Source organism: Anaeromicrobium sp. (assembly GCF_025210435.1).
Classification (GTDB): Bacteria; Bacillota; Clostridia; order Peptostreptococcales; family Thermotaleaceae; genus Anaeromicrobium.
In genome coordinates, this window is record NZ_JAOART010000045.1 from 20,449 (window position 1) to 43,377 (window position 22,929).

Sequence of the window (22,929 nt, forward strand, 5' to 3'; positions counted from 1 at the left end):
GTGTGTCTTTATCTTCTTTCATCATCTTGTCTATATTATAATAAAAGAGCCTTGTATTTACAAGACCCTTCTTTATTAACCCATTAACTCTTTCATTATCTTTTCTGACCCATTAAATTTATAGTATATCTCTATTTTCCCATTGTCAGCTACAACTATTTTATCAACAAATCTATTTAAAACCTCACGGTTTATAACCTTAAATTCTATTTTTTCCTCTATGGATGCTTTTAATCTATTCAAAAGCACTTCATCAATTTCTTCATCTAGTTCAGCTCTAATACCTATCTGTCTTTCTTTTAATCTGTCTAATTCTTTTTCCTTAGATTGTGTTATTAATTTATACTCTTCCCTTGTTATATCTTCATTAATCAGTTTTTCCAATGCCTTAGATTTAAACTTTTCAATCTTATCTATTTTAGAATCTAATACTTTTAATTCTTTTTTTATCCCTATCTTATTGTTACTAATTCTTTCATTTAATGTTCTAAGTAAGTCTTTATTATTTAAGCTTTTTGATAACTTCTTTAAATCTTTTCTAATAATATCTATCAGTTCATCTTCTATCACTAATTTTGCACTGCACGCTTTACTACCGTGTTTGTCATACTGTCCACATATGTAGCCACGTCTATTCTTTTTAAAATGATACCCCTTCCCACAGTCATCACAATAAATCAATCCTGTAAACAAATTTACATTTTGATGTGGTCTACTACATTTATCACCATCTTCTGTTTTTCGTCTACGTGAAGCTATTAATGATTTTACAGTTTCAAAATCTTCTTTACTAATTATTGGTTCATGAGTATTTGCTACAATACTATGCTTATCTAACGGATTATCAATTCTATTTTTATTTACTGCACTTATAGTTTCTTCTCTATTTTGGTCAAGGCATCCCGTATAGTGAGGATTTTCGAGTATTTTTCTCACAGTTGAACCATGCCAAAGTGGGCTTGCATTACTTTTCCCTAGAACTTCTGATGGAGTTCTAATTCCGTCATTGTATAAGCCTCTTGCAATAGCATCAAAACCTTTTCCACTTAGATATCCCCTAAATATTCTTCTTACAATATCTGCTGTTTCGTCATCTGATACTATTAACTTGCCATCTTCTTTTTTATACCCATATGGAGCACTTCCATTATGTTTTCCATTTTTTGCTCTTGTCTTTAATGTCATCTTAATTCTTTGAGATGTCCTTTGTACTTCCTGTTCGTATACCCACGCATATAATCCAAACATCGTAGTATTACCTTTTAAAGTATCAATAGCACCATCCATAGTAATAAGATGAATGCTATTATTCTCTAATAATTTCTTTAACTCCATAGCCAGTCCTTGATTTCTAGCTAATCTACTTAATTCTTTCGCTAATATAATATCAAACTTGCCCTCTTGAGCATCACTCAGCATAAGTTGATAATTTTTTCTGTTCTCTACTGTACCCGTCTTTGTATCTTCATAATACTTGTATATTTCCCATCCTTTTTCCCTAACATAGTTATCAAAAAACTTCTTTTGATAATCAATTGAATCTTTTTGCCCCTCTTTATCGCTTGATACCCTTGCATATACTGCTACTCTCATTTAAGCTACCTCCTTCTTACTTGAGGCTTTGTCTACATTTTCACTTATTACTTCTTCAATAATAGATTTGTAATATGCTGAAAAAATACCTTCTAAACTACAACTACTATTATCAGTGAAGTATCTTTCTACTTTTTGAATTGTTTTAACTTGTTTTTTCATCCCAGTTTCCCCCTAGATTATGAACTTCATTTTATCTAGGAGAAACTGTCCCTGTTTTTGTTTTAAAAAATAAAAATATGTTCTTCAATACCTACAAGTGCTATTTTTTATAGTCCATTCTTATTTTTTGGTCAAATGCATTATAACCTGTTTTAAACTGTTTGCCAGCCCTATAAATAAATTAGAAACATAACTGAATAAAGATATATGATCGGGGCAAAGCCCCGATCATATATCTCTTACCTGAAAATAAAAACTTCCTAACCTTTTAGCTAGGAAGCTTAATATGTTTCTGAAGTGCTTGCTCTATTTCTGGTAATTGAACTCCCAAGTACCTTTGGGTAATACTAGAATTTGAATGTTGTAGTAAGGTTCTAACCAATTCAATATTATAATTATTATCTTGATAGATGGATGTAGCAAAATATTTCCTAAAAGAATGTGTCGATACCCCTGATAGCTTTAAATATTGAGTAGTAGTACAGTGCAAATGCTTTTGTACTGCTCTAACTGTAATAGGAAACAACCTCTGATTAGGTCTAATTCCTTGTTCTAAGGCATATCCCTGAATAAAGGTAAAAACCTCACTCGGAACTGTAAACTCTCTGCTCTTTCCCGTCTTTTCTTCCTTGATATCTAATCTATATCGGTTACCATCTCTGATAATATCGGATAATCTTAATTTCATGACATCTCCAATACGTAAGCCTAAGTTTGCCATAATAGTCAATATAGTTGCTATACGAGGATTAGGTTTTATTTGTTTACCATCTTTAGTAGTAAATCCTCCCCGTATAGTAGTAATTATCAACTCATATTCTTGGTCCGTTAAAATCTTTGTTTTTATATTAGCCATATATTTCTCCCCCCTTGTCAATGAATTTTCTAGCAAAGTTCCTTTTTATCTATTTGTAAAGTTCCTATTTTTACCATCTTAATTTCAGTATCCTTTTATATAAGCATAGTTCTTATAATGTATATTTTATGAACTTGGATTTATTTTTTATTTATGTTCTTAAGCTCCCTATATAGAGTAGATGTAGAAATTCCTGTTATACGTTTAATATCTTTAATTTTATAACCTAGATTATACAGTTTTATAGCATCTGATATCTTCGTTATATCTTTCTTTCTACCTATTCGTCCTTCTGATTTTGCCTTTTCGATTCCTTTGATTCTTTTTACCCCTTTCCAATAATTGTCTATTTTTATAAAATCATTAAATATCTGATAATAAGCTTTATAAATATAATCTAGTTCTTCTAAGGAAACTAATTCTATTTCATTATCTTCTAGGTAGGTTAGAGTCTTAATAAGGTCTCTGAAATTATCGGATAAATCCGCTATACTTCTAACAATTAATATATCTTTTGCTTTTATAACCTCTTTTATTAATTTTCTTAAATCTGCTCTTTCTTTGCTATCAATAGCATCCACAAATATTTGACTTTCTCTAAGTTGGGATTCATTTAACAATTTTATAAGTGAACTATTATCTATATTAATACCCTTCATTGAATTTTCTTGCATATATGCATATATCATTTTACTCTATACCCCCTGTACAAATATTTTCTAAACCTCTAGAGTATTTGGGAATACTATAATTTCTAAAGCATTTGATATTCCCAGTAATTTTCATAGATTCCAATATTCCCAACTTTCCCACTTTCTTTTTTCAGAAAATATGCTTTAAAAATAGTTTTTCGAGAAAAAGAAAAAACATTAATGGGAATTCCCAAATTCAATTTTGTTTTAATTTCTAGAGATTCTAATGTTCCTATATCCTCTAGAGTTTCTGAAAATATTATTTAAAAAACTCTTACTATCCTTATATCTGCTATATTTACTTCTATTTCTTCTCCTGTCAATTCATTAAACATTAGTAAAATAGCCGGTTCTGTTCTAGCTATTAACTTGAAATTCTTGTATGAAGCTTCTATAACTGTTTTGTCATACAATTCTATTAACAACGTAAATCTCTTTAATAGTAGTGTCAATACCCTTTTACTAATAGCACTATCATTTGTCATAAGTACAAATTCTACTCCTTCTAGTCCACATATCCTATTTTCCTCTATGTTGCTGATTATCTGTTTTTGCATTTGCTGTTACCCCCTCTTTCTTTGATAGTAGGGCAAAATGCCTACTAAAACGCTAATTCATCCTTATCTTCCCAACACTCATTACTTTCTTCTTCATCATTGAGTTCTCTAAAATGTTCTAATAATTCCTCATCATTTTCGTTAAATTTTTGCTCTATCATACTGTTAATAAGTTCTTGTAACGAGTTCAAATCCTCATTTTCAACAACAGTAAGCACATCTTTATATCCCTTTTCCTTACAAGAATTGTCCACCAAAGTAGATAATACCAACTGCGCTCCTTGCTCTTGAATATCTTGTAGACTAATAGTAATACCACCATCGAATCTGTGATTTAACATATATAATACTAATGCTGCGAGTTGCTGATTCAATGGTAATTTAATCGTTACCTGTGGTATATGGTCAAATGGTTTTTGTTGAAACATTTTTTCTGCACCCCTTTCTTTATCATCAATTAATATACATCCAACTGCAGTCTATATATGTGATTGAATACGAATTATTGCTTCTGATTATGTTATATATGCCCATCTATAAAGCTTATAATCCCTTTTACCTTAGTTACTCTTTTTCTCATCTGCTTTACTTTTCTTTCTTGCTTTCTTTGTTTTGTTAACTCCATATATACTAAGTATATTCAATTGATTTACTCCACTTTGTCACAGTTTTTTCTTTTTTCTTCTCTTCTCCTCTTCTTATATTTCATGTCTCATATTTTATGTCCAACTTTTATTTTATCTATAATTTATTTTGTTCAACTGTCCATTTACCGTTGCCGTTACTGAATTATTCTAATTTGAATTTTATTGATGTTTTCTATAACAGAGCATGTTATAAATTGCCTATATTTTCATTTACTTATTTGCTCAATTAAATTCATATTGTCCTGATCTGTTAATTTTGGTAATTGAGATTGGAAAGGATAAAAGGTGAGTGGGTTGTAATTGTAACTACTATTAATGTAACACTAAATACATACTGGATTAATCAACCACACCCAAAGCCATCTATAAAAATAAATATGCAAAAAAATAAGAGCCTTAGCTCTCAAATTCAAAATGTATGCTTTTTCATTATTTGCTCCAGAATCCATACAAACCCTTACAATAACTATATTCTTAGCACCTCAGTTTTTTTATTACCATAATAAGCTCTCAAACTATTGTAATTTCAGTAAATCTTTAATTCTATAATTTAAAACTTTCTATCTAATCATCCTCTAATACATCCTCCACCTCTATCTACTAATACATATTTTCTTAATCCTCAATTAGATAGATTTTAGATTTAGTCAATAGCTTATAACCTAAGAAAGGACTTGCTTTCTAATTAGAAAATAAGCCCTTTCCTTAAAATCGACTTCTCACAACATACATATATAGTTAAAAATTATTAATCAATATTATTTTCTCTTTAACGACACACAGCACTCAACATGCATAGTATGAGGGAACATATCTACTGGCTGAACTTCAACAGTTTCATATCCATGCTCATCTAAGAACTTTAAATCCCTAGCTAATGTAGATGGATTACAAGATACATATACAATCCTCTCTGGATTCATTTTCACTAGTGTATCTAAGACCCTTTCATCACAACCCTTTCTAGGAGGATCTACTACAGCCACATCTGCTAACATTCCATCCTTATACATCTTAGGAACTACTTCCTCTGCCTTACCTACAAAGAAAGCTGCATTATCTATATCATTAATCTTTGCATTAATCTTAGCATCTTCTATGGCAGCATCTATTACCTCTATACCATATACCTGCTTAGCTTTTCCTGCTAAAAATAACGATATGGTTCCTATTCCACAATAAATATCATACACCGTTTCTTTTCCACTTAAATCAGCATAGTCTAATGCTTTAGAATAAAGTACTTCCGTTTGAGTAGGATTTACTTGGAAAAAAGAAAGTGGAGATATTTCAAACTTAAGATTCCCTATGTAGTCTGTTATAGTATTTTTTCCATATAGGGTCTTACACTTCTTACCTAATATTTTGTTGGCCTTATTTCTGTTTATATTTAATACTACACTTTCAAGACCTTCTATATTATCCACTAGGTCTTGTACTATTTCTTCTTCATACATTAATTCATAGCCATTTCCTATTATTACTACCATAATTTCCCCAGTAGCATACCCTACCTTTGTAAGAATGTGTCTAATAAATCCCTTATGCTTCTTTTCATCATATACGGATATTTTCTTTTCATCTATATACTTTCTCATTATCTCTACAACTTTTTCGTTAACTTCTTGTTGAATATGACAAGTTTCTAAGTTCACAATATCATGACTCTTCTTTTTATAGAATCCTATTAGGGATTTAGAATCTATCATTCCCACAGGGAACTGAGCTTTATTTCTGTAGTGATATGGATTAGTCATGCCTATAGTGTCATGGACAGTTACATTTTCAAGCTTACCAATCCTCTCTATACTATCCCTTACTTTTTTAGTCTTTATTTTTAATTGTTCTTCATAATCAATGTGCATAATCTGACATCCACCACATTCATGGGCATGAGCACAGACTGGGTCTTTTCTTATATCCGATTCTTGTACCATTTCTACCATTGTTCCTATGGCATAGTTTTTCTTTAGGGTATGAATCTTGGCCTTTACTATATCTCCTGGCACACAACCTTCTATGAATATGGTCATACCTTCTACCCTACCGATACCTTCTCCACTAGTTCCTAAATCATGTATATTTACTTCATAAATTTCTTCCGTTCTTATTTCAATCATTACATTTCTCCTAACTTTTTCCTAAATTTATTTGAAAAGTGGCTCCACCACTCTCATTATTATAAGCTATAATGGTTCCCTTGTGTCTATTTATTATTACTTTTCCTATATAAAGTCCAAGTCCCGTCTTTCCACCAGTAGACTTATAGAATCTTTCAAAGATTTTACTTTCTTCTCCTGTCTTTATTCCTATGCCATCATCTATTATTAGTATTTTCAAATCTTCATTTCCTACTACTTTTATTATAATATTATTCTTAGCATATCTTAGACTGTTTCCTATAATATTAATAAATACCCTAAGAAGCTTTTCTTCGTCCACATTTCCCATTATTTTATCTTCATATTCAAATGTTATATTTATATCCTTTTCCTTAGCCATGAACTTTAGATTATCTATGGCCCTCTTTATTATATAGGTGATCCTTTTTTACTATTCTTCTATCTACACATATAGTAATATCTTTTACTTTTATGTCTTCACTACTCATATGACTTTTATTAAGTCTTCTTAAAATGGTCTTTATTCTAACTACCAACTCCCTAGGACTAAAGGGCTTTGATAGATAGTCATCGGCTCCAAGTTCTAATCCTAGTATTCTATCAAACTCCTCTCCCCTTGCAGATACAAATCTAATAGGAACTTCACTATTTTTTCTTATTTGCCTACATAGTTCTAATCCATCTAGGCCTTCCATCATTATGTCTAGTACTATTAAATGGGGTTTTAATCTATTCATCTCACTTATTACATTTTCTCCATTTGAAAACATGGTTACTTTGTATCCTTCTTTTTTAAGGTACATATTTATTAGTTCTCTTATATTTTTTTCATCATCCACAACAAATATATGCTTCATACCATATCACCTCTACAAATATTTTATAAGAAATTAGCCTAAATTAACAGTGGGGATAACTAGAAAGTATAGCTATCCCCATTAATCTTATTTTATTCCCTTAAGTATTTCTAAGGCTTCCTTTAATTTTCCTAACTTCGCCTCTCTCTTTGCGGCTATTTCATTTAATATGGACTTGGCACCTTCCACATCTTTATTTTTCTTAGCAGTCTTTAAGCCTTCTCTTAATGTTTTTATTTCTTCTCTTATTGCCCTTATTTCTTCTTTAAGTGATTTTAATTTTGATCTTTCTTCTTTTATTTCTGCTTTTTTATCTTCATTATCTTTAAAGCTTCCCTTTAATTCTTTTATTCTTGATTTTTCTGCTTTCATATGTTCCCTAATATCCTTTGATTCTTTCCTTATTTCTTTCATCTTTTGGATTTCTGTAGATAATTGTTCCTTGACCTTGCCCCTTTCCTTTCTATCCTCTGTTGCAAAGGCTGGCACTGCTGATACTATTAACAATGTCCCTACTAATAAAGCTGTAACAATTTTTTTCATTTTAATTCCTCCTTATTATTTATTTATCTTTAGTATAGGTTCTAAATATGAAATAAAAGTATAGAAATTATGTAAAAAGTATGGAAATTTGTCCTTCATTAGTTTTATAATAATAGTAGAGATATTTAATTTTTAATTTTCTAAACAGTTTTAAAATACTTTACCTATAGATTTATGAACACTAAGCTTTCTTTATACAGTAACTTGCCTATAAGGGAAACTATTGAAAATTTTTGAAACCCTGGAACGTCACAACATCCTATGCTACTCCAACATGACTCATGAACCTATCTACCAAGATTCATACTTTCGCTTGTGACAAGGACTTGGGTGGAAAAGATTTTCAATAGTTTCCTGAAATAGGCCCGCATAAAGTAAGTTTATAATCAAAAAATCTATAATAAAGAGGAGGCTAGAAACATGCTCAATACTTTTTTCAACTTATGTTTAATATGCTTAATTTGTATAGCCAACCTTGCTTATCCAAGTTATATTAACAACATTTCCTTAGATGCTTTTAAGATTGATACAAAAGAATCTACTAAAACTTCCACAGAAATTGTACAACCTAAAGAAGAAACTAGATCGGAAGAAATCTATACTAAAAATTTACCAAATTATATTAAACCCATTTCTATAAATGATGAAACCCAACTACCTATTACACTATTTTTACCAACCATATCTAAGAAACATTTATTTCCCACAACTAAATATATACGGGCTACAAGAACTCCCGTTACATCCACTGTTAATTTTTTAAAGACCTATATGAATATACCTAAAATAAATAGTCTTAAAATAAGGAATAGGGTTTTGTATTTAAATTTTTCATCAAGAAATAACTTTAGTGAATATGATAGTGAAATTTTATATATTCTTGTGAATACTCTAACTTCAATAGATGGGGTAGATGGAGTTTTATTCTTAGTAGATGGTAAAAAAGTAGATAATTTATTAGGTAATGAAAATACTATTAATATTTTCTATAATAATTATTCCTATGCCTATTTAAGTTATGATTATAATGGGCGAAATCTGTTAGTTCCTACCAATGTAGCTCATATGGATAAAGTGATAAAAGTATTAAAATCTGACAAGGACGAATTAAAAGGAGTTATGCCTAAGGGAGTAGAACTATTAGATTACTCTATTACTCAGGATACTATAACACTAAACTTTAATAAAAACTTCTTAAAGGCTTACAATGATAGACCTGATTTAAAGAATATGTTAATAGACAGTTTAAATTATTCTTATACTAGTTTTGAAGAAATAAATAATTTAGAAATAAAAGTAGATGGTAAGAAAATCACTACTTTCGGAGATTATGATTTATCAGTACCTATGAAAGGTTTAAGTATTATTAATCCATAAAATATAATAAATTAGGGACGGTTTTTAAAAACCATCCCTTTAAATTTTTATTCATATCTTAATGCTTCTATTGGATCTAATTTAGATGCCTTGTTAGCTGGATATATTCCTGATATTATACCTATTCCCCCTGAGAAAGTCCAAGCAATCATTATGGTTAATAGGGATACCCTAGGAGGTATCTTAATAAGCTTAGCTATACCAAAGGATATTATCACCCCTATACCCGTACCTATTATTCCACCTATTGCTGATATTATGACCGATTCTACTAGGAATTGTAATAATATATCCCTTCTCTTTGCTCCGATGGCCTTTCTAATACCTATTTCCCTAGTTCGCTCTGTAACAGATACAAGCATTATATTCATAACTCCAATACCACCTACAACTAGGGATATGGCTGCTATGGCCCCTACAACAGCCCTAACTATACCTGTAACCTTGTTTATAGATTCCATTTCTCCTTCTGCCGTATAGGCCCTATATTTTTCATCTCCCATATTAGAATGTCTTCTCTCTAGAAGTTTAATCATTTTATCTGTAGTTTCCCTTGCATTTATGCCACTTTTTATATTTAGCTCAATTCCCCATATGGTCTCGCCCATACCTATCATCTTTTCTAATGTACTTATGGGAACATATATTTTGTAGGCATTATCTCCTCCCCCTAAGTCTCCTAAGGTACTCTTAGGTTCTTCAAACAAGCCTACAATAACAAAAGAGCCACTAGTATATCCCATATCTATATTTACACTTTCTCCTAATACATTAGTTCTTCCAAATACATCAAGGGCTGCCCTTTCATCTATTATGGCAATTGATCTTTTAGATTTAACATCACTTTTGGTTATGTATCTTCCCTTTACTAGTTCATTTTTTTCTATCTTGTCATAATCTTCGTGGGCTCCTACTAACCTTACACTTACTAAATCACTTTTAGATTTCACCTTGCCATCTTCACTCAAACTAGGTATTATGGCCGATAGTTCATCATGAAAGGCTCTATTTAGTGCCTCCACATCACTTTTGGTAAGTCTATCCTTTCTCGTAGGATTTTCTCTCCAATTAGTTCCAATATATGCCCTACCTGCTCCAAACTTTTCAAATTCTTGATCTATGGCACTTTGACTACCTTCTCCTAAGGTTACTACTGTAATTACAGAAGATATTCCTATAATAATACCAAGCATAGTAAGTAATGAACGCAATTTATTTACCCAAATGGCTCCTATGGCCACTTTTATACTCTCTAAAAAGTTCATTTAAACACCCCTATTCCTTTGAAGATTCTAAAGATATTATCCTTCTATCTTCTACCTGTTTATCTTCTATAAGCTCTCCATCTCTAAAAGTTATAACCCTTTTTGTATGTTCAGCAATTTCTGGTTCATGGGTTACCATAACAATGGTTACTCCTTCCTCGTTCAATTGCTGAAATATTCCCATTACTTCATCCCCCGATTTAGTATCTAAATTTCCCGTAGGTTCATCAGCTAGTATTATGGCAGGGTCATTGACTAAAGATCTAGCTATGGCTACACGTTGCCTTTGACCTCCAGATAGTTCATTAGATTTATGATGGACCCTATCTCCAAGACCAACCCTCTCTAGGGCTTTTATGGCCCTTTCTTTCCTTTCCTTTGGAGGAATTCCTGCATACATCATGGGTAATTCCACATTCTTTAGGGCTGATATACGTGGTAACAAATTAAAGGATTGAAATACAAATCCAATTTTTTTATTCCTTATGGTAGCCAAATCCCCCTCATTTAAAGCATCTATTTCATGTCCATCTAATATATATTTTCCGTCACTAGGTTTATCTAAACATCCTAATATATTCATTAAAGTAGATTTTCCAGAGCCTGAAGGGCCCATTATTGATACAAATTCTTCAGGCTTCACATCTATATCTACACATTTTAATGCTTCCACAGAAATGCTTCCCGTATTGTAGATTTTTTTTAAATTTTTAATCTTAATCATACTACATCTCTCCACCCATATTAACTTCTTCACCTACTTTAATATCTTCAGTAGGATTCATAATTACCTTATCTCCTTCTTTTATGGTATCTCCTATGATTTCCACTTCCAGGTCACTTTCAATTCCTGTTTTTATAATATTTTCTTGAACCTTTCCATCCACTACAGTATATACCACTTCACTACCATCTTTCCTTGTAAATATGGTTTCATAGGGAACCACTAGGGCATTTTCCTTTTTCTTAGTCAGTATGTCTAATTTAGCAGAAAATCCAGGTTTTAAGTATTTATCTATATTTTTAATATCTACTTTAATTTCAACTACATTTTCTTTTCCCTGTCCTGTTTGAACTTCTTTTGCAAAGGGTCCCACATATTTTATGACTCCATCATAGGATTTATCTTCAAAGGCATCCCCTTCAATTTTAACCTCATACCCTACATCTATCTTTCCTGCATCATATTCATTAATATCTGTAACAATTTCTAGGTTATCCACATCTTGAATAAACATTAGAGGTATATGGGACTCTACTATTCCACTTTCTGAAATTTTAGTATCTACTATAGTTCCCCTAATAGGGCTTTTTATAGTATGCTTTTTATAATCATCCTCTAATTTTTCAATTTGTACTTGTAGTAATTCTATTTCTTTCTTTTCTTTTAATATATCCCTTCCATTTTCTCCATTTCCATATTTTTCTTTTACCGATACATAGTCATTCTGAGCCGTATCTAGTTCATTTTTAGCCTTATCATATTCTGATTTACTAAGACCTTTAGCTTCGTATAATTTTTTATTTCTCTCATAATTGATTTGAGCATCATTATATTTTATCTCAGCATTTTTAAATCTCACATTCAAATCTGATTTTAATTGTTCTAAATTCCTATATGCTATATCTAGTTTCATATTAGCTTCTTTTAATTTGTAGTTTATATGGGTTTTTTCTAGTTCCATAAGTACTTGACCCTGTTCTACTAGGTCGCCCTTTTTCACATACATTTTCTCCATTTTTTCTTCCACATCAGATACTATATCTCTCTTATCCATAGATTGTATCTTTCCAGTGGCCTGTATCCTGGATTCAATATTTTCTTTTCTTATATCTACTGTTGAAACTCCCATACCCTTTCCCTCATTATTTTTCTTTGTTGCTACTACAGTTCCCATTCCCACCAAACCAACTACTACTGCAATAACTACAATTGTTAGTAGCTTCTTCTTCCTAAACATCCTAAAACCCCTTCCTTTAATTCTACTGCACATTGAATATTTTACCATATTCTTGTACTTTCACTAAATATTTACATGATTTTTAATATAGTTTTAATATTATAGATTTATCAATCTGAAGTTTTCCCTATACAGTAACTTTCCTGAAGTAGGCTCACATAAACTTTGATTCCTATTCTATCAAAAAAAATAAGAACCCCCGGCGGGTCCTTATTTTCTGTGTTGAGAGTAGAATCAGTTACTCATACTTTTCAAAAGCTTATTACAATTATAATACTTTTTTTTTAATTTTATACTGTTTTTGTACATATTACTAATAAAAATTTATTCTTCTGTCATCTATCTTATCTTCAATTTTCTTCTTTAAAGCAATTTTAATCATTTCCCTAGTCATAGGTATGACTAACATAAAACCTAGTCCATCAGTAATTATACCAGGTGTAAGAAGCATGGCCCCTCCCACTAACACACATAAGCCATCCATAAGTTCATTAGTAGGCATTCGTCCTTCATTTATATCAAATCTAATTTTCATAATAATATGACTTCCTTGAGACTTAGCAAGATATGCCCCAACTATTCCCGTTATTAATACTATACTAATAGTTGGAATAAAACCTATCTTAGTATTTAGCCTTAATAACAGGGTAAGTTCTAATAGGGGTATAGTTGTAAATAATATTATTAACCTAAGTAACATATTTATTCTCCCTTTTCTAATTTATCATTTAATAAATTCCAAATTTCTGGATTTGCCTTCTTAAAATTAAGTGGTTTTAAATCCCTACTTACAAAGGCATGGATAGTAAATCCTTTAGCTAAAATCACCCTATCTGCTTTTCTAATTACATTATATTCAAATTTAAGTCTTACACCCTTTAGCATAGTGATTCTAGTTTCTATGCCAAGTTCATCATCATATTTAGCTGCGTGAATATATTTACAATTAGCCTCTATTACAGGTAATATAACTCCTGATATTTCTAAATCCTTATAAGTATATCCTAATGATCTGAAAAATTCATTTCTACCTACCTCAAACCAGGTAAAATAATTTCCGTTATAGCCTACTCCCATTTGATCCGTCTCTTCATATCTAACTCTTACGAAGGCCTCACTTTTGTACATATTTAGGTCCCCTTTCAACTATTACATTAAATTTTACCATATATTATATATAGACTCGTGGACTAAATTTATTGTAACAAAAACAATCTAATAATACAAAATCAATCAGCCAAACTTTAAGTTTAACTGATTGATTATTATTTCATACAGTCTATAATGAACTAGTTCTGTAAACTGCTCCAGTAGCCGTATCTACATTTATCATGTCTCCATCCTTTAAAGTTGTAGTAGCATTAGCTGCACCAACAATTACTGGTTTATTAATGCTTAATCCTACAACTGCTGCATGGGAAGTTAATCCACCTTCTTCTGTAATAATTCCAGAAGATCTTTCCATAAATGCAACCATATCCTTATCAGTAGCAACCGCCACTAAAATATCTCCATCTTGGAATTTATCCTCTGCTTCTTTAAGGTTATTCGCAATACAAACTTTTCCCTTTGCAGACTTTTGCCCAAGTCCAGTTCCTTTAACTACCACATCTCCTACAACGTGTACCTTTATGGTGTTAGTACTTCCTGCAACTCCAACTGGAACTCCTGCAGTGATTACCACTAAATCTCCACTATTTACAAAACCCGTTTCTACAGCCTTCTTCACTGATAAATCAAATACTTCATCAGTAGAATTTCCGTGGCTTGCTATGACTGCATATGCCCCTCTTGTAACGGCCATTTTTCTAGCTACCCTATCAGAAGTAGTTGTAACTACAATAGGTGCCTCTGGTCTAAATTTAGCTACCATTCTTGCCGTATATCCTGAAGAAGTTGCAGTAATAATAGCCTTAGCTCCTAAGTCTTGAGCCGTATTACAAGATGCATGACTCACCGCATCTGTAGTACTCTTTTCTTTTCCTACAGTCTTTTCTCTTAAAATTGCTTCATAATCTAATGAATTTTCTGCACTTTCAGCAATTCTTGCCATAGTTTGTACCGCAACAGCTGGATATTTACCTGCAGCAGTTTCTCCAGATAACATTATTGCATCAGTACCATCAAAGATAGCATTAGCAACATCTGTAACCTCCGCTCTTGTTGGTCTTGGGTTTCTCATCATGGAATCAAGCATTTGTGTTGCAGTTACAACTGGTTTACCTACTACATTGCAAGCTTTAATTATTCTCTTTTGCTCTAGTGGAATTTCCTCCGTTGGAATTTCAACTCCTAAATCTCCTCTAGCTACCATTATTCCATCAGATACTTCAATTATCTTATTAATATTATCCACACCTTCTTGATTTTCAATCTTAGATATGATGTGAATATCTTCTCCACCATGGGCTTCTAGGATTTCTCTAATGGCTAAAACATCTTCTGCCTTTCTCACGAATGATGCGGCAATAAAGTCTATTCCTTGTTCTATACCAAAGATAATATCCTTTCTATCCTTTTCAGTGATAGCAGGTAAATTAATCTTAACTCCTGGTACATTTACCCCCTTATTGTTCTTCACAACTCCAGTGTTTTTAATTAAACATCTAACTTCAGTATCTTCTATACTTAATACTTCTAGTCCAATTAATCCATCATCTATTAATATAGTATCTCCAGGAACCACATCATTGGCAATTCCTTCATATGTAACACTACCAATAGTTTCATTTCCTACTAAATCCCTAGTAGTTATTGTAAACTCTTTTCCCTCTTCTAATAATACTTCTGGCTTATCAAACTTTCTTGTACGTATTTCTGGTCCCTTAGTATCTAATAATATGGCCACATGCTTACCAGTTTCTTCTCTTAATTCCTTTATCATATCCATACGTGCTTTATGCTCTTCATGATTTCCATGGGAGAAGTTTAACCTAGCCACGTTTAATCCGCAGTCAATTAACTCCCTTAATACTTCTTTCTTTTCACTAGCTGGTCCAATTGTACAGATAATTTTAGTTTTTCTCATAAATACTTCCTCCATTATATTTGTATTTGATTATAAACTAGATTGATAATACCTTTGCAAGTTCATATAGTTCCATGTTCATTTCTTTTTTCATGCTTAAAGCTTCTGAAATATCCTGGTCACAAATTTCAGTTCCTGTGATTCCTATTGCTCTACTCTTTTTACCTTCCATAAGAAGCTTAACAGCCCTTTCCCCCATACGACTTGCTAATATTCTGTCATAAGCCACTGGACTTCCTCCCCTTTGAAGATGTCCAAGGGTAGTAAGTCTTGCTTCAAGACCTGATTTTTCTTGGATGTCCTTTGTAATTTCATAAGCATTTCCAATACCTTCTGCCAGCATAATAATGCTATGACGCTTACCTCTATTTTTACTTTGAATTAATCTTTTGCAAATTTCTTCTATTGAAAATTTCACCTCTGGTACTATGATACTTTCTGCCCCACCAGCAATACCAGAATATAGTGCTATATCACCACAATGTCTTCCCATAACTTCAATAATACTTACTCTATCATGGGAAGCAGACGTATCTCTTATATTACTAATGGCTCCAAGTACTGTATTTACAGCTGTTTTAAATCCAATAGTATAATCTGTATAAGCTAAATCATTATCAATAGTTCCTGGTAATCCCATAGTTGCTATTCCGGCCTTGCTTAATTTTTCTGCCCCACGCATAGAACCATCTCCACCAATAACAACAATACCCTCAATCCCAAATATACCTATTACATTAAGGGCTTTTTTAAATCCTTCTTCTTCTTTCATTTCTAAGCATCTTGCACTTCTTAGGATAGTTCCTCCCCTATGGATAATATCAGCCACAGAAGATAAGTCCATATTCTGTATTTCCCCATTTATTAGACCTGCGTATCCCCTTTTGATCCCAACGACTTCTAACCCATTATATATTCCAGCACGAACTACAGCCCTCACAGCCGCATTCATACCTGGAGAGTCGCCACCACTTGTCAAAACTCCTATTTTTTTCATGTTCAATCCTCACTCCTTACATAAAGATCTTTCATTTATCTACAAGTCAACTTTTAATTAATATAAAGTTCACTTCATATGTTTTTTGCAATTTTATAATCGTACACTTTCATATATGATAAAAAAATAAAGGGAAGCTCCATTTAGGCTTCCCTTTAATGTTATTTATTTAACACAAACCCACTATAACCTGATGGGCTTCTTCCACCTCAGTCTTGGGAACCATAAGTTCATATACCTTATTATCTTTTCCGATTGACCTGACTTTTACTAAAAAACCTTCATCCTTTAAGAGTTGAGAAATCCTATCAGAATCCCCCTTGTTATGTGCCATGTATACTGTCATCCACACTGGTATATCCCCCTTTTTCCAATTATGCAATTTCTACTATTTAAATTAATCTACAAACCCTATTATAGTATTTTCTCTGATTATTTTTTATTTCATATTTCATTTGCGAGTTTATATTATACCACAACCTTTTTGTTTTTAAAAAACAATGTGGACCTTTGTCTATCTTATTTTAACAGATTCTTCTCCTAATAATTTCCTTAGTTCTATTAAAAGTTCCTCTTTCATACTTATCCATAGATTTTTATTTGCACGAAGGCTCTTCTTTTCCTTTTCCATATATATAATTACAGGGTCCTCTCCCTTATATTTTCTAAGAACATCCTTTAATTCCTCTATTTTAGGATCATCTTTATCTGATACTTTTAGATATAGTTTCTTTGAACCTATAGTTTCATTAGTAAGAACTCTTATTTTATCTGCTATAAGTTTAGGTTCTTCATCTTCCTTATAATTTAGTCGTCCATCTATTATGACTATATTATCTTCATATATAAGTTCTTCGTACTTGGAATAAACCTTTGGAAAAACTAATACTTCCATACTAGCAGTTAAATCTTCTAATGTTAAAAATGACATTATTTGATTATTTCTTGTTATCTTATTTTGTCTTCCTTGTATTATACCAGCTAATCGGACTTTTTTCCCATCTAATTTTCCATATTCTATAGAATTATTTAGATTTAATATGTTAGAAGAGGTAACTTCCTTTATTTTTTCTTCATAGGTAGACAAGGGATGTCCACTCACATAAAGGCCCACCATTTCCTTTTCCATAGACAACAATACCTTTTGTGGAAATTCAGCCAAGTTAGGATAACTAAAGTTTATACTTTCTTTCATAACATCATCAAAACTTTGAAACATGGAAAACTGCCCTTGTATATTTCTCTTTCTATCCTGTTGGGCAGATTCTATAGCCTTTTCGTAAACAGCAAGGAGTTGGGCCCTATTAGCATCTAAATTATCAAAGGCACCAGCCCTTATTAAACTCTCAATTGCCCTTTTATTAATTTGGGTTATGTCTATTTTATCACAAAAATCATTAAAGCTAATAAATTTTCCTTTTTCTTTTCTTGCATTTACTATTGCCTCTATTACATTTGATCCCACATTTTTCACTGCTAGTAATCCAAATCTTATCTTACCATCTTCCACAGTAAACTTTTCATAACTTTCATTTATGTGAGGTGGTAATATTTTTATATTTTTCTTTCTACAATCTTGTATATATTCGCCTACCTTGTCTGAGTTACCCATTACACTAGTTATTAGGGCAGCCATAAATTCTACTGGATAATAGGTCTTTAAATACGCAGTCTCATAACCTAGTACTGCATAGGCTGCTGCATGGGATTTATTAAAGGCATACTTGGCAAATTCAACCATATCATCAAATATTTTGTTTGCAGCCACTTCTCCTACTCCATTAGCTACACAACCTGCTATTTCCACGTTTCCATCTTCATCTAATTTCCCATGGATAAAGTGCTTTCTTTCCTGTTCCATTACATCCATTTTCTTTTTACCCATGGCACGACGTACTAAATCACTTCGACCATAGGAAAAACCAGCTAAATCCCTTACTACTTGCATAACCTGTTCTTGATAAACCAAACATCCATAGGTCACATCTAATATGGGTTCTAGTTTTTCATGGACATATTCTATTTTACTAGGATTTTTTTTATATTCTATATACTTTGGAATAGAATCCATGGGCCCAGGTCTATAAAGGGATATTCCCGCTATAATATCTTCAAAGCAATCGGGTTTTAAATCCTTCATAAATTGTCTCATACCAGAACTTTCTAGCTGAAATACGCCTAAAGTATCTCCCTTACTAATTAATTCATATACTTTAGAGTCATCATATTCCATACTAGAAAAATCGATTTTAACATTATATTTTTCTTCTATTAAAGTTTTTGCATCCCTAATTACCGTTAGATTCCTAAGTCCTAAAAAATCCATTTTAAGTAGACCTAATTCTTCTAGGGTAGTCATTGTAAACTGAGTTGACATGGCATCATTATGCATATAAAGGGGCACATATTCATCTATGGCCTCTTTGGATATAACCACACCCGCTGCATGGGTTGATGCATGACGAGGCATTCCTTCTAAAGCCAAGGCCACATCTATTAAATATTTTGCTTCCGAATCAGAATCATATATTTCTTTAAATTTAGGATTTATTTTTATGGCCTTTTGTATAGTAATTCCCAGTTGCATAGGAATTTCCTTTGCTATGGAGTCCACCTTAGCATAGGGCACGTTAATTGCTCGTCCCACATCACGAAGGGCAGCCCTTGCTGCCATTGTTCCAAAGGTTATGATTTGAGCAACCTTTTCTTTTCCATATTTTCTTATAACATAATCTATAACTTCTTGCCTTCTCTCATAGCAAAAGTCAATATCTATATCGGGCATGGTTACCCTCTCTGGATTTAGAAAACGTTCAAATATGAGTCCATATTTTATAGGGTCAATATCTGTAATTCCTAAAGTATATGCCACAATACTTCCAGCTGCTGAACCACGTCCTGGTCCTACCATTATATTATTATCCTTAGCATATCTTATAAAGTCCCACACAATGAGGAAATATTCCACATATCCCATATTTTCTATTGTACTTACTTCATACTCTAATCTATCCTTTAACTGGTCATTAATATGTTTATACTTTTGTCTTAATCCATCTTCACAAAGTTTTCTTAGGTATTCCTTTTTAGAATACTCCTCTGGTACTTCATAATTAGGTAAATGAATAGTATTAAAATCGAATTCCACATTACACATATTAGCAATTTTCAATGTATTTTCAATGGCCTCAGGATGATTTGGAAACAACCTTCTCATTTCTTCTTCCGATTTAAAATAAAATTCATCACTAGGAAACTTCATTCTTTCCTCTTCATCTACAGTTTTTCCCGTTTGGATACATATAAGCACATCATGAACATCTGCATCGCTCTTTTTTAAATAGTGCACATCATTAGTTGCTACTAATGGAATATTAGTTTCGCCACTTAATTTAAATAAAAACTCATTAATCTTTTTTTGTTCCTCAATACCATGATCTTGAATTTCTAAATAGAAATTTCCCTTTCCAAATATATTTTCTAATTCTAGTGCTTCTTTCTTTGCACCTTCATAATCATCATTTAATAATTTTGTCTGTACACTTCCTGCAATGCATGCACTTAAACACACAAGACCTTCACTATGTTTTCTTAATATATCTATATCAATTCTAGGTTTATAATAAAATCCTTTAGTATATCCCCTTGATACTAATTTAATTAAATTTTTATATCCCTCATTATTTTTAGCCAGTAAAACTAGATGACCCATTTTTTTATCCTTAACCGGGTCCTTGTCATACATGGTTCTCTTTGCCGTATATACTTCACATCCTATTACAGGATTAATTCCATGTTTTTTTGCCTCCTTATAAAAATCAATTACACCAAACATACTTCCATGGTCTGTAATGGCCACAGCCTTCATTCCCATTTCCTTGGCTTCTTTTATAAGGTCTTTTATTCTAGTTGCTCCATCAAGTAAACTGTACTCTGTATGCAAGTGCAAATGAACAAAATTTGACACAAAATCCCCCCTTTACTTTTGTGAGCTTGTAAAACCAAAAATAGATATGAATAATTCATATCTATTATTATACCAAAAGATATTACATTTTTTCTAATACACCAACTATTTGTATTGAAGGATTATAAATTAGGTTAATTTTGTCCCCATTTGAAATATACTTTACAATAGGTCTATTTGGGTATTCCTTATCAATTTCATAAACTACACCCATCTCATTGGTACTTAGCTTTAACAGAGTTCCTATAGGATAACAAGGTATATGGGTAATAAACTCTTTTACTAACTCATAATCAAATTGATGATATCCCATGGATATTAAATACTCTACTACCACATGGGGAAATTCCTTACTCTTATAGGCCCTATCGGAAGTTAAGGCATCATAAACATCACATATGGCCACTATCCTAGCATATTCCCTTATTTCATCTCCCTTTAGTTTAAAGGGATAACCTTCTCCGTCAAATCTCTCATGATGGGTTAATATTATTTTGGCGCTTGCTTCACTTATATTCTTATTATTCTTAACTATTTCATAACCAAGTTTACTGTGACTTTTTATGTACTCATACTCATCTTTAGTTAATTTACCTGGTTTATTCAGTACCTTAGGGTCTATGAGCATTTTTCCTATATCATGTAAGATTGCCCCCACTCCTAAGTCCATCAACTTCTCTTTTTTATATCCTATACCTATACCAATTATCAAAGCATATATACATACATTTACCGAATGGGTAAAGGTATAATCATCTATGGACCTTACTAGGGATAAATTCACTATTATACTATCACTACTTAAAAGATTTTCAATAATCTTATCCACAATTTTCCATATCTTCTTCATTCTAATATCTTCATTATAAGAAATTCTTTTCATAGTATCTCTTATTATATTGTGAGCTTCTTTTCTATTTTCTTCCTTAATGACATCTGGTACTATTATATCTTCCGTACTAGGAATGTTTACATATACTTCACTTATACCTAACTCCAAAAGTTTATCTATATAAACTTGATTTAGGTGTATACCTTCACCTAGGAGTATTTCATCATTTTCAGTATATATATTATTGGCTAAAATCATATCTTCTTTTAAAAACCTGGTCTTTAGCTTTATCATGTATACCTCCAAAACAAAAGTCTTTCCCTCGCTGCGCATCAACTAATAATTTGTCTAATCATAGTATTAACTATTCTTCAAAACAGATTAAACTCCTCTATTTAGTGAAAATTTTAGTATATATGGATTATTTTTTTTGAAAAACATCCTATATTCTAAGGATTTATTTATACTTGTTATGAGGCATATGAATGAGTCCTAAGTTTTCAAAGTGCTGATTTGCCAATATAGATTTATGAACCTAAATCTTTATTTATGCTGTAACTTTCCTGAAATAGGCTCATATAAAGCTGGTTTATGAATGGGAAATCTATAGATTTCGTAACACTAAGCTTTCTCTATACAGTAACTTGCCTATAAGGAAAAATATATTGAAAATCTTTGGAACCCTGAAACGTCACAACATCCTATGCTCCTTGAACATGACACATGAACCTATCTACGAAGATTCTCACTTTCGCTTGTGACAAGGACTTGGGTAGAAAAGATTTTCAATATATTTTCCTGAAATAGGCCCACATAAAGCAAGTTTATACACCAGAAATCTATATATCTCATGTATGATGTGTACAATTGCCTTATACATATTTATCTAAAATTCTATTTACAAGTTTCAAACTAACGGTACCATAAATTCCCATCATGAATAAACCACAGGGTGGAAAAAGAACCACCATATAAATGATTCCTAAAAAAGTAATTGTACATAATATGGTTGTAGGAAAGTGTCTTATGGATAAAAAATAAGCTGTTTTAAAATACCTCAAGATATCCATCTCAAATCTGGTCATTAAAATAAATATATATAATGAAATCCATAACACCTGAAGATAAATAGCAAGAGAAATGATCTTGTTAATTTCTATTTCTAAAAAGATTAGATTTGTATTCATCCAGATAGCTGATAATATTAATCCAAATATTAAGAAGGCTTCAATAACTATACTTTGTTTTAGACTTTCTTTAAATGTCTTTATAAAGATTTTTATATACTCATGGCTTTCTTCATGGTCTATTCTTTTTAAAACCGTATAAACTGCAACACTAGCTGAACCTATTGTAATAATTGGTAGGCTCAATATAAGCCAAATCAGGTTGATTACAAACATATCTACAATCTTTTTCGAAATTTTTCCTAAGAATCCATTTTGCTTATATATGTCAATCATCATACCACC

22 protein-coding genes are annotated in these 22,929 nt (G+C 31.6%); 1 reads left to right on the forward strand and 21 read right to left on the reverse strand.

Going from position 1 to position 22,929, the window contains the following annotated elements; all coding sequences use genetic code 11:
* Window positions 1-75 precede the first annotated feature (75 nt).
* From N4A57_RS05410 to N4A57_RS05455, 10 genes are all read right to left on the reverse strand, one after another.
* Window positions 76-1,593, reverse strand: a complete 1,518-nt coding sequence (locus N4A57_RS05410; protein ID WP_293656626.1) for a recombinase family protein — start codon at window positions 1,591-1,593, stop codon at window positions 76-78.
* Complete coding sequence (locus N4A57_RS05415) at window positions 1,594-1,755, reverse strand: hypothetical protein (protein WP_293656627.1); 162 nt, start codon at window positions 1,753-1,755, stop codon at window positions 1,594-1,596.
* A 268-nt stretch (window positions 1,756-2,023) separates the two neighbouring features.
* The gene (locus N4A57_RS05420) at window positions 2,024-2,611 is read right to left on the reverse strand and encodes a tyrosine-type recombinase/integrase (RefSeq protein WP_293656628.1); all 588 of its coding nucleotides are present in this window, start codon (window positions 2,609-2,611) and stop codon (window positions 2,024-2,026) included.
* A gap of 140 nt (window positions 2,612-2,751) precedes the next feature.
* Window positions 2,752-3,300 carry a recombinase family protein gene (locus tag N4A57_RS05425; RefSeq protein ID WP_293656630.1) on the reverse strand — a complete coding sequence of 183 codons (549 nt, stop codon included), beginning with the start codon at window positions 3,298-3,300 and terminating at the stop codon, window positions 2,752-2,754.
* A gap of 266 nt (window positions 3,301-3,566) precedes the next feature.
* A complete protein-coding gene (locus N4A57_RS05430; protein ID WP_293656632.1) occupies window positions 3,567-3,860 on the reverse strand; it encodes a hypothetical protein in 294 nt (97 codons plus the stop codon).
* A 44-nt stretch (window positions 3,861-3,904) separates the two neighbouring features.
* Window positions 3,905-4,288: a hypothetical protein gene (locus N4A57_RS05435; protein ID WP_293656633.1), complete on the reverse strand. Its 384-nt coding sequence runs from the start codon at window positions 4,286-4,288 to the stop codon at window positions 3,905-3,907.
* A gap of 977 nt (window positions 4,289-5,265) precedes the next feature.
* A complete protein-coding gene (rlmD, locus tag N4A57_RS05440; protein ID WP_293656634.1) occupies window positions 5,266-6,627 on the reverse strand; it encodes a 23S rRNA (uracil(1939)-C(5))-methyltransferase RlmD in 1,362 nt (453 codons plus the stop codon).
* Window positions 6,628-6,637: 10 nt separating this feature from the next.
* Entirely contained in the window at window positions 6,638-7,009 is a 372-nt protein-coding gene (locus tag N4A57_RS05445; protein WP_293656635.1) for an ATP-binding protein, read from the reverse strand.
* A 10-nt stretch (window positions 7,010-7,019) separates the two neighbouring features.
* Window positions 7,020-7,487 carry a response regulator gene (locus N4A57_RS05450; RefSeq protein WP_293656637.1) on the reverse strand — a complete coding sequence of 156 codons (468 nt, stop codon included), beginning with the start codon at window positions 7,485-7,487 and terminating at the stop codon, window positions 7,020-7,022.
* An 87-nt stretch (window positions 7,488-7,574) separates the two neighbouring features.
* Window positions 7,575-8,030, reverse strand: a complete 456-nt coding sequence (locus N4A57_RS05455) for a hypothetical protein (protein ID WP_293656639.1) — start codon at window positions 8,028-8,030, stop codon at window positions 7,575-7,577.
* A 420-nt stretch (window positions 8,031-8,450) separates the two neighbouring features.
* Between N4A57_RS05455 and N4A57_RS05460 the strand changes: the two genes are divergently transcribed.
* Window positions 8,451-9,407 (forward strand): GerMN domain-containing protein, encoded by a 957-nt coding sequence (locus N4A57_RS05460; RefSeq protein WP_293656640.1) that lies wholly within the window; start codon window positions 8,451-8,453, stop codon window positions 9,405-9,407.
* 47 nt (window positions 9,408-9,454) lie between these two features.
* On the opposite strand, the gene N4A57_RS05465 is transcribed toward N4A57_RS05460, so the two are convergent.
* The 11 genes from N4A57_RS05465 to N4A57_RS05515 all read right to left on the reverse strand — a co-directional run bounded on the left by N4A57_RS05465 (window position 9,455) and on the right by N4A57_RS05515 (window position 22,920).
* A complete protein-coding gene (locus tag N4A57_RS05465; protein WP_293656641.1) occupies window positions 9,455-10,672 on the reverse strand; it encodes an ABC transporter permease in 1,218 nt (405 codons plus the stop codon).
* Window positions 10,673-10,682: 10 nt separating this feature from the next.
* Window positions 10,683-11,396, reverse strand: coding sequence for an ABC transporter ATP-binding protein (locus tag N4A57_RS05470; RefSeq protein ID WP_293656643.1), 714 nt, complete (start codon window positions 11,394-11,396; stop codon window positions 10,683-10,685).
* Between the two features lies 1 nt (window position 11,397).
* Complete coding sequence (locus N4A57_RS05475; protein ID WP_293656645.1) at window positions 11,398-12,633, reverse strand: efflux RND transporter periplasmic adaptor subunit; 1,236 nt, start codon at window positions 12,631-12,633, stop codon at window positions 11,398-11,400.
* Window positions 12,634-12,946: 313 nt separating this feature from the next.
* Complete coding sequence (locus N4A57_RS05480; protein ID WP_293656646.1) at window positions 12,947-13,333, reverse strand: FxsA family protein; 387 nt, start codon at window positions 13,331-13,333, stop codon at window positions 12,947-12,949.
* 2 nt (window positions 13,334-13,335) lie between these two features.
* On the reverse strand, window positions 13,336-13,761 hold the full coding sequence (locus N4A57_RS05485; RefSeq protein ID WP_293656648.1) for an acyl-CoA thioesterase: 426 nt from the start codon (window positions 13,759-13,761) through the stop codon (window positions 13,336-13,338).
* Between the two features lie 151 nt (window positions 13,762-13,912).
* The gene (gene pyk, locus N4A57_RS05490; protein ID WP_293656650.1) at window positions 13,913-15,661 is read right to left on the reverse strand and encodes a pyruvate kinase; all 1,749 of its coding nucleotides are present in this window, start codon (window positions 15,659-15,661) and stop codon (window positions 13,913-13,915) included.
* A 37-nt stretch (window positions 15,662-15,698) separates the two neighbouring features.
* Window positions 15,699-16,658 (reverse strand): 6-phosphofructokinase, encoded by a 960-nt coding sequence (gene pfkA / locus N4A57_RS05495; RefSeq protein ID WP_293656652.1) that lies wholly within the window; start codon window positions 16,656-16,658, stop codon window positions 15,699-15,701.
* A gap of 169 nt (window positions 16,659-16,827) precedes the next feature.
* On the reverse strand, window positions 16,828-17,010 hold the full coding sequence (locus N4A57_RS05500) for a hypothetical protein (protein ID WP_293656749.1): 183 nt from the start codon (window positions 17,008-17,010) through the stop codon (window positions 16,828-16,830).
* A gap of 162 nt (window positions 17,011-17,172) precedes the next feature.
* Window positions 17,173-20,625, reverse strand: coding sequence for a DNA polymerase III subunit alpha (locus N4A57_RS05505; protein ID WP_293656653.1), 3,453 nt, complete (start codon window positions 20,623-20,625; stop codon window positions 17,173-17,175).
* A gap of 82 nt (window positions 20,626-20,707) precedes the next feature.
* Entirely contained in the window at window positions 20,708-21,751 is a 1,044-nt protein-coding gene (locus N4A57_RS05510) for an HD-GYP domain-containing protein (protein WP_293656654.1), read from the reverse strand.
* A gap of 578 nt (window positions 21,752-22,329) precedes the next feature.
* The gene (locus tag N4A57_RS05515; RefSeq protein ID WP_293656655.1) at window positions 22,330-22,920 is read right to left on the reverse strand and encodes a DUF624 domain-containing protein; all 591 of its coding nucleotides are present in this window, start codon (window positions 22,918-22,920) and stop codon (window positions 22,330-22,332) included.
* Between the last annotated feature and the right edge of the window lie 9 nt (window positions 22,921-22,929).

Coding starts and splice junctions, on each gene's coding strand:
- N4A57_RS05410 (WP_293656626.1), bottom strand. CDS start 1,593: ATGAGAGTAGCAGTATATGCAAGGGTATCAAGCGATAAAGAGGGGCAA.
- N4A57_RS05415 (WP_293656627.1), bottom strand. CDS start 1,755: ATGAAAAAACAAGTTAAAACAATTCAAAAAGTAGAAAGATACTTCACT.
- N4A57_RS05420 (WP_293656628.1), bottom strand. CDS start 2,611: ATGGCTAATATAAAAACAAAGATTTTAACGGACCAAGAATATGAGTTG.
- N4A57_RS05425 (WP_293656630.1), bottom strand. CDS start 3,300: ATGATATATGCATATATGCAAGAAAATTCAATGAAGGGTATTAATATA.
- N4A57_RS05430 (WP_293656632.1), bottom strand. CDS start 3,860: ATGCAAAAACAGATAATCAGCAACATAGAGGAAAATAGGATATGTGGA.
- N4A57_RS05435 (WP_293656633.1), bottom strand. CDS start 4,288: ATGTTTCAACAAAAACCATTTGACCATATACCACAGGTAACGATTAAA.
- rlmD (WP_293656634.1), bottom strand. CDS start 6,627: ATGATTGAAATAAGAACGGAAGAAATTTATGAAGTAAATATACATGAT.
- N4A57_RS05445 (WP_293656635.1), bottom strand. CDS start 7,009: ATGGCTAAGGAAAAGGATATAAATATAACATTTGAATATGAAGATAAA.
- N4A57_RS05450 (WP_293656637.1), bottom strand. CDS start 7,487: ATGAAGCATATATTTGTTGTGGATGATGAAAAAAATATAAGAGAACTA.
- N4A57_RS05455 (WP_293656639.1), bottom strand. CDS start 8,030: ATGAAAAAAATTGTTACAGCTTTATTAGTAGGGACATTGTTAATAGTA.
- N4A57_RS05460 (WP_293656640.1), top strand. CDS start 8,451: ATGCTCAATACTTTTTTCAACTTATGTTTAATATGCTTAATTTGTATA.
- N4A57_RS05465 (WP_293656641.1), bottom strand. CDS start 10,672: ATGAACTTTTTAGAGAGTATAAAAGTGGCCATAGGAGCCATTTGGGTA.
- N4A57_RS05470 (WP_293656643.1), bottom strand. CDS start 11,396: ATGATTAAGATTAAAAATTTAAAAAAAATCTACAATACGGGAAGCATT.
- N4A57_RS05475 (WP_293656645.1), bottom strand. CDS start 12,633: ATGTTTAGGAAGAAGAAGCTACTAACAATTGTAGTTATTGCAGTAGTA.
- N4A57_RS05480 (WP_293656646.1), bottom strand. CDS start 13,333: ATGTTACTTAGGTTAATAATATTATTTACAACTATACCCCTATTAGAA.
- N4A57_RS05485 (WP_293656648.1), bottom strand. CDS start 13,761: ATGTACAAAAGTGAGGCCTTCGTAAGAGTTAGATATGAAGAGACGGAT.
- pyk (WP_293656650.1), bottom strand. CDS start 15,661: ATGAGAAAAACTAAAATTATCTGTACAATTGGACCAGCTAGTGAAAAG.
- pfkA (WP_293656652.1), bottom strand. CDS start 16,658: ATGAAAAAAATAGGAGTTTTGACAAGTGGTGGCGACTCTCCAGGTATG.
- N4A57_RS05510 (WP_293656654.1), bottom strand. CDS start 21,751: ATGATAAAGCTAAAGACCAGGTTTTTAAAAGAAGATATGATTTTAGCC.
- N4A57_RS05515 (WP_293656655.1), bottom strand. CDS start 22,920: ATGATTGACATATATAAGCAAAATGGATTCTTAGGAAAAATTTCGAAA.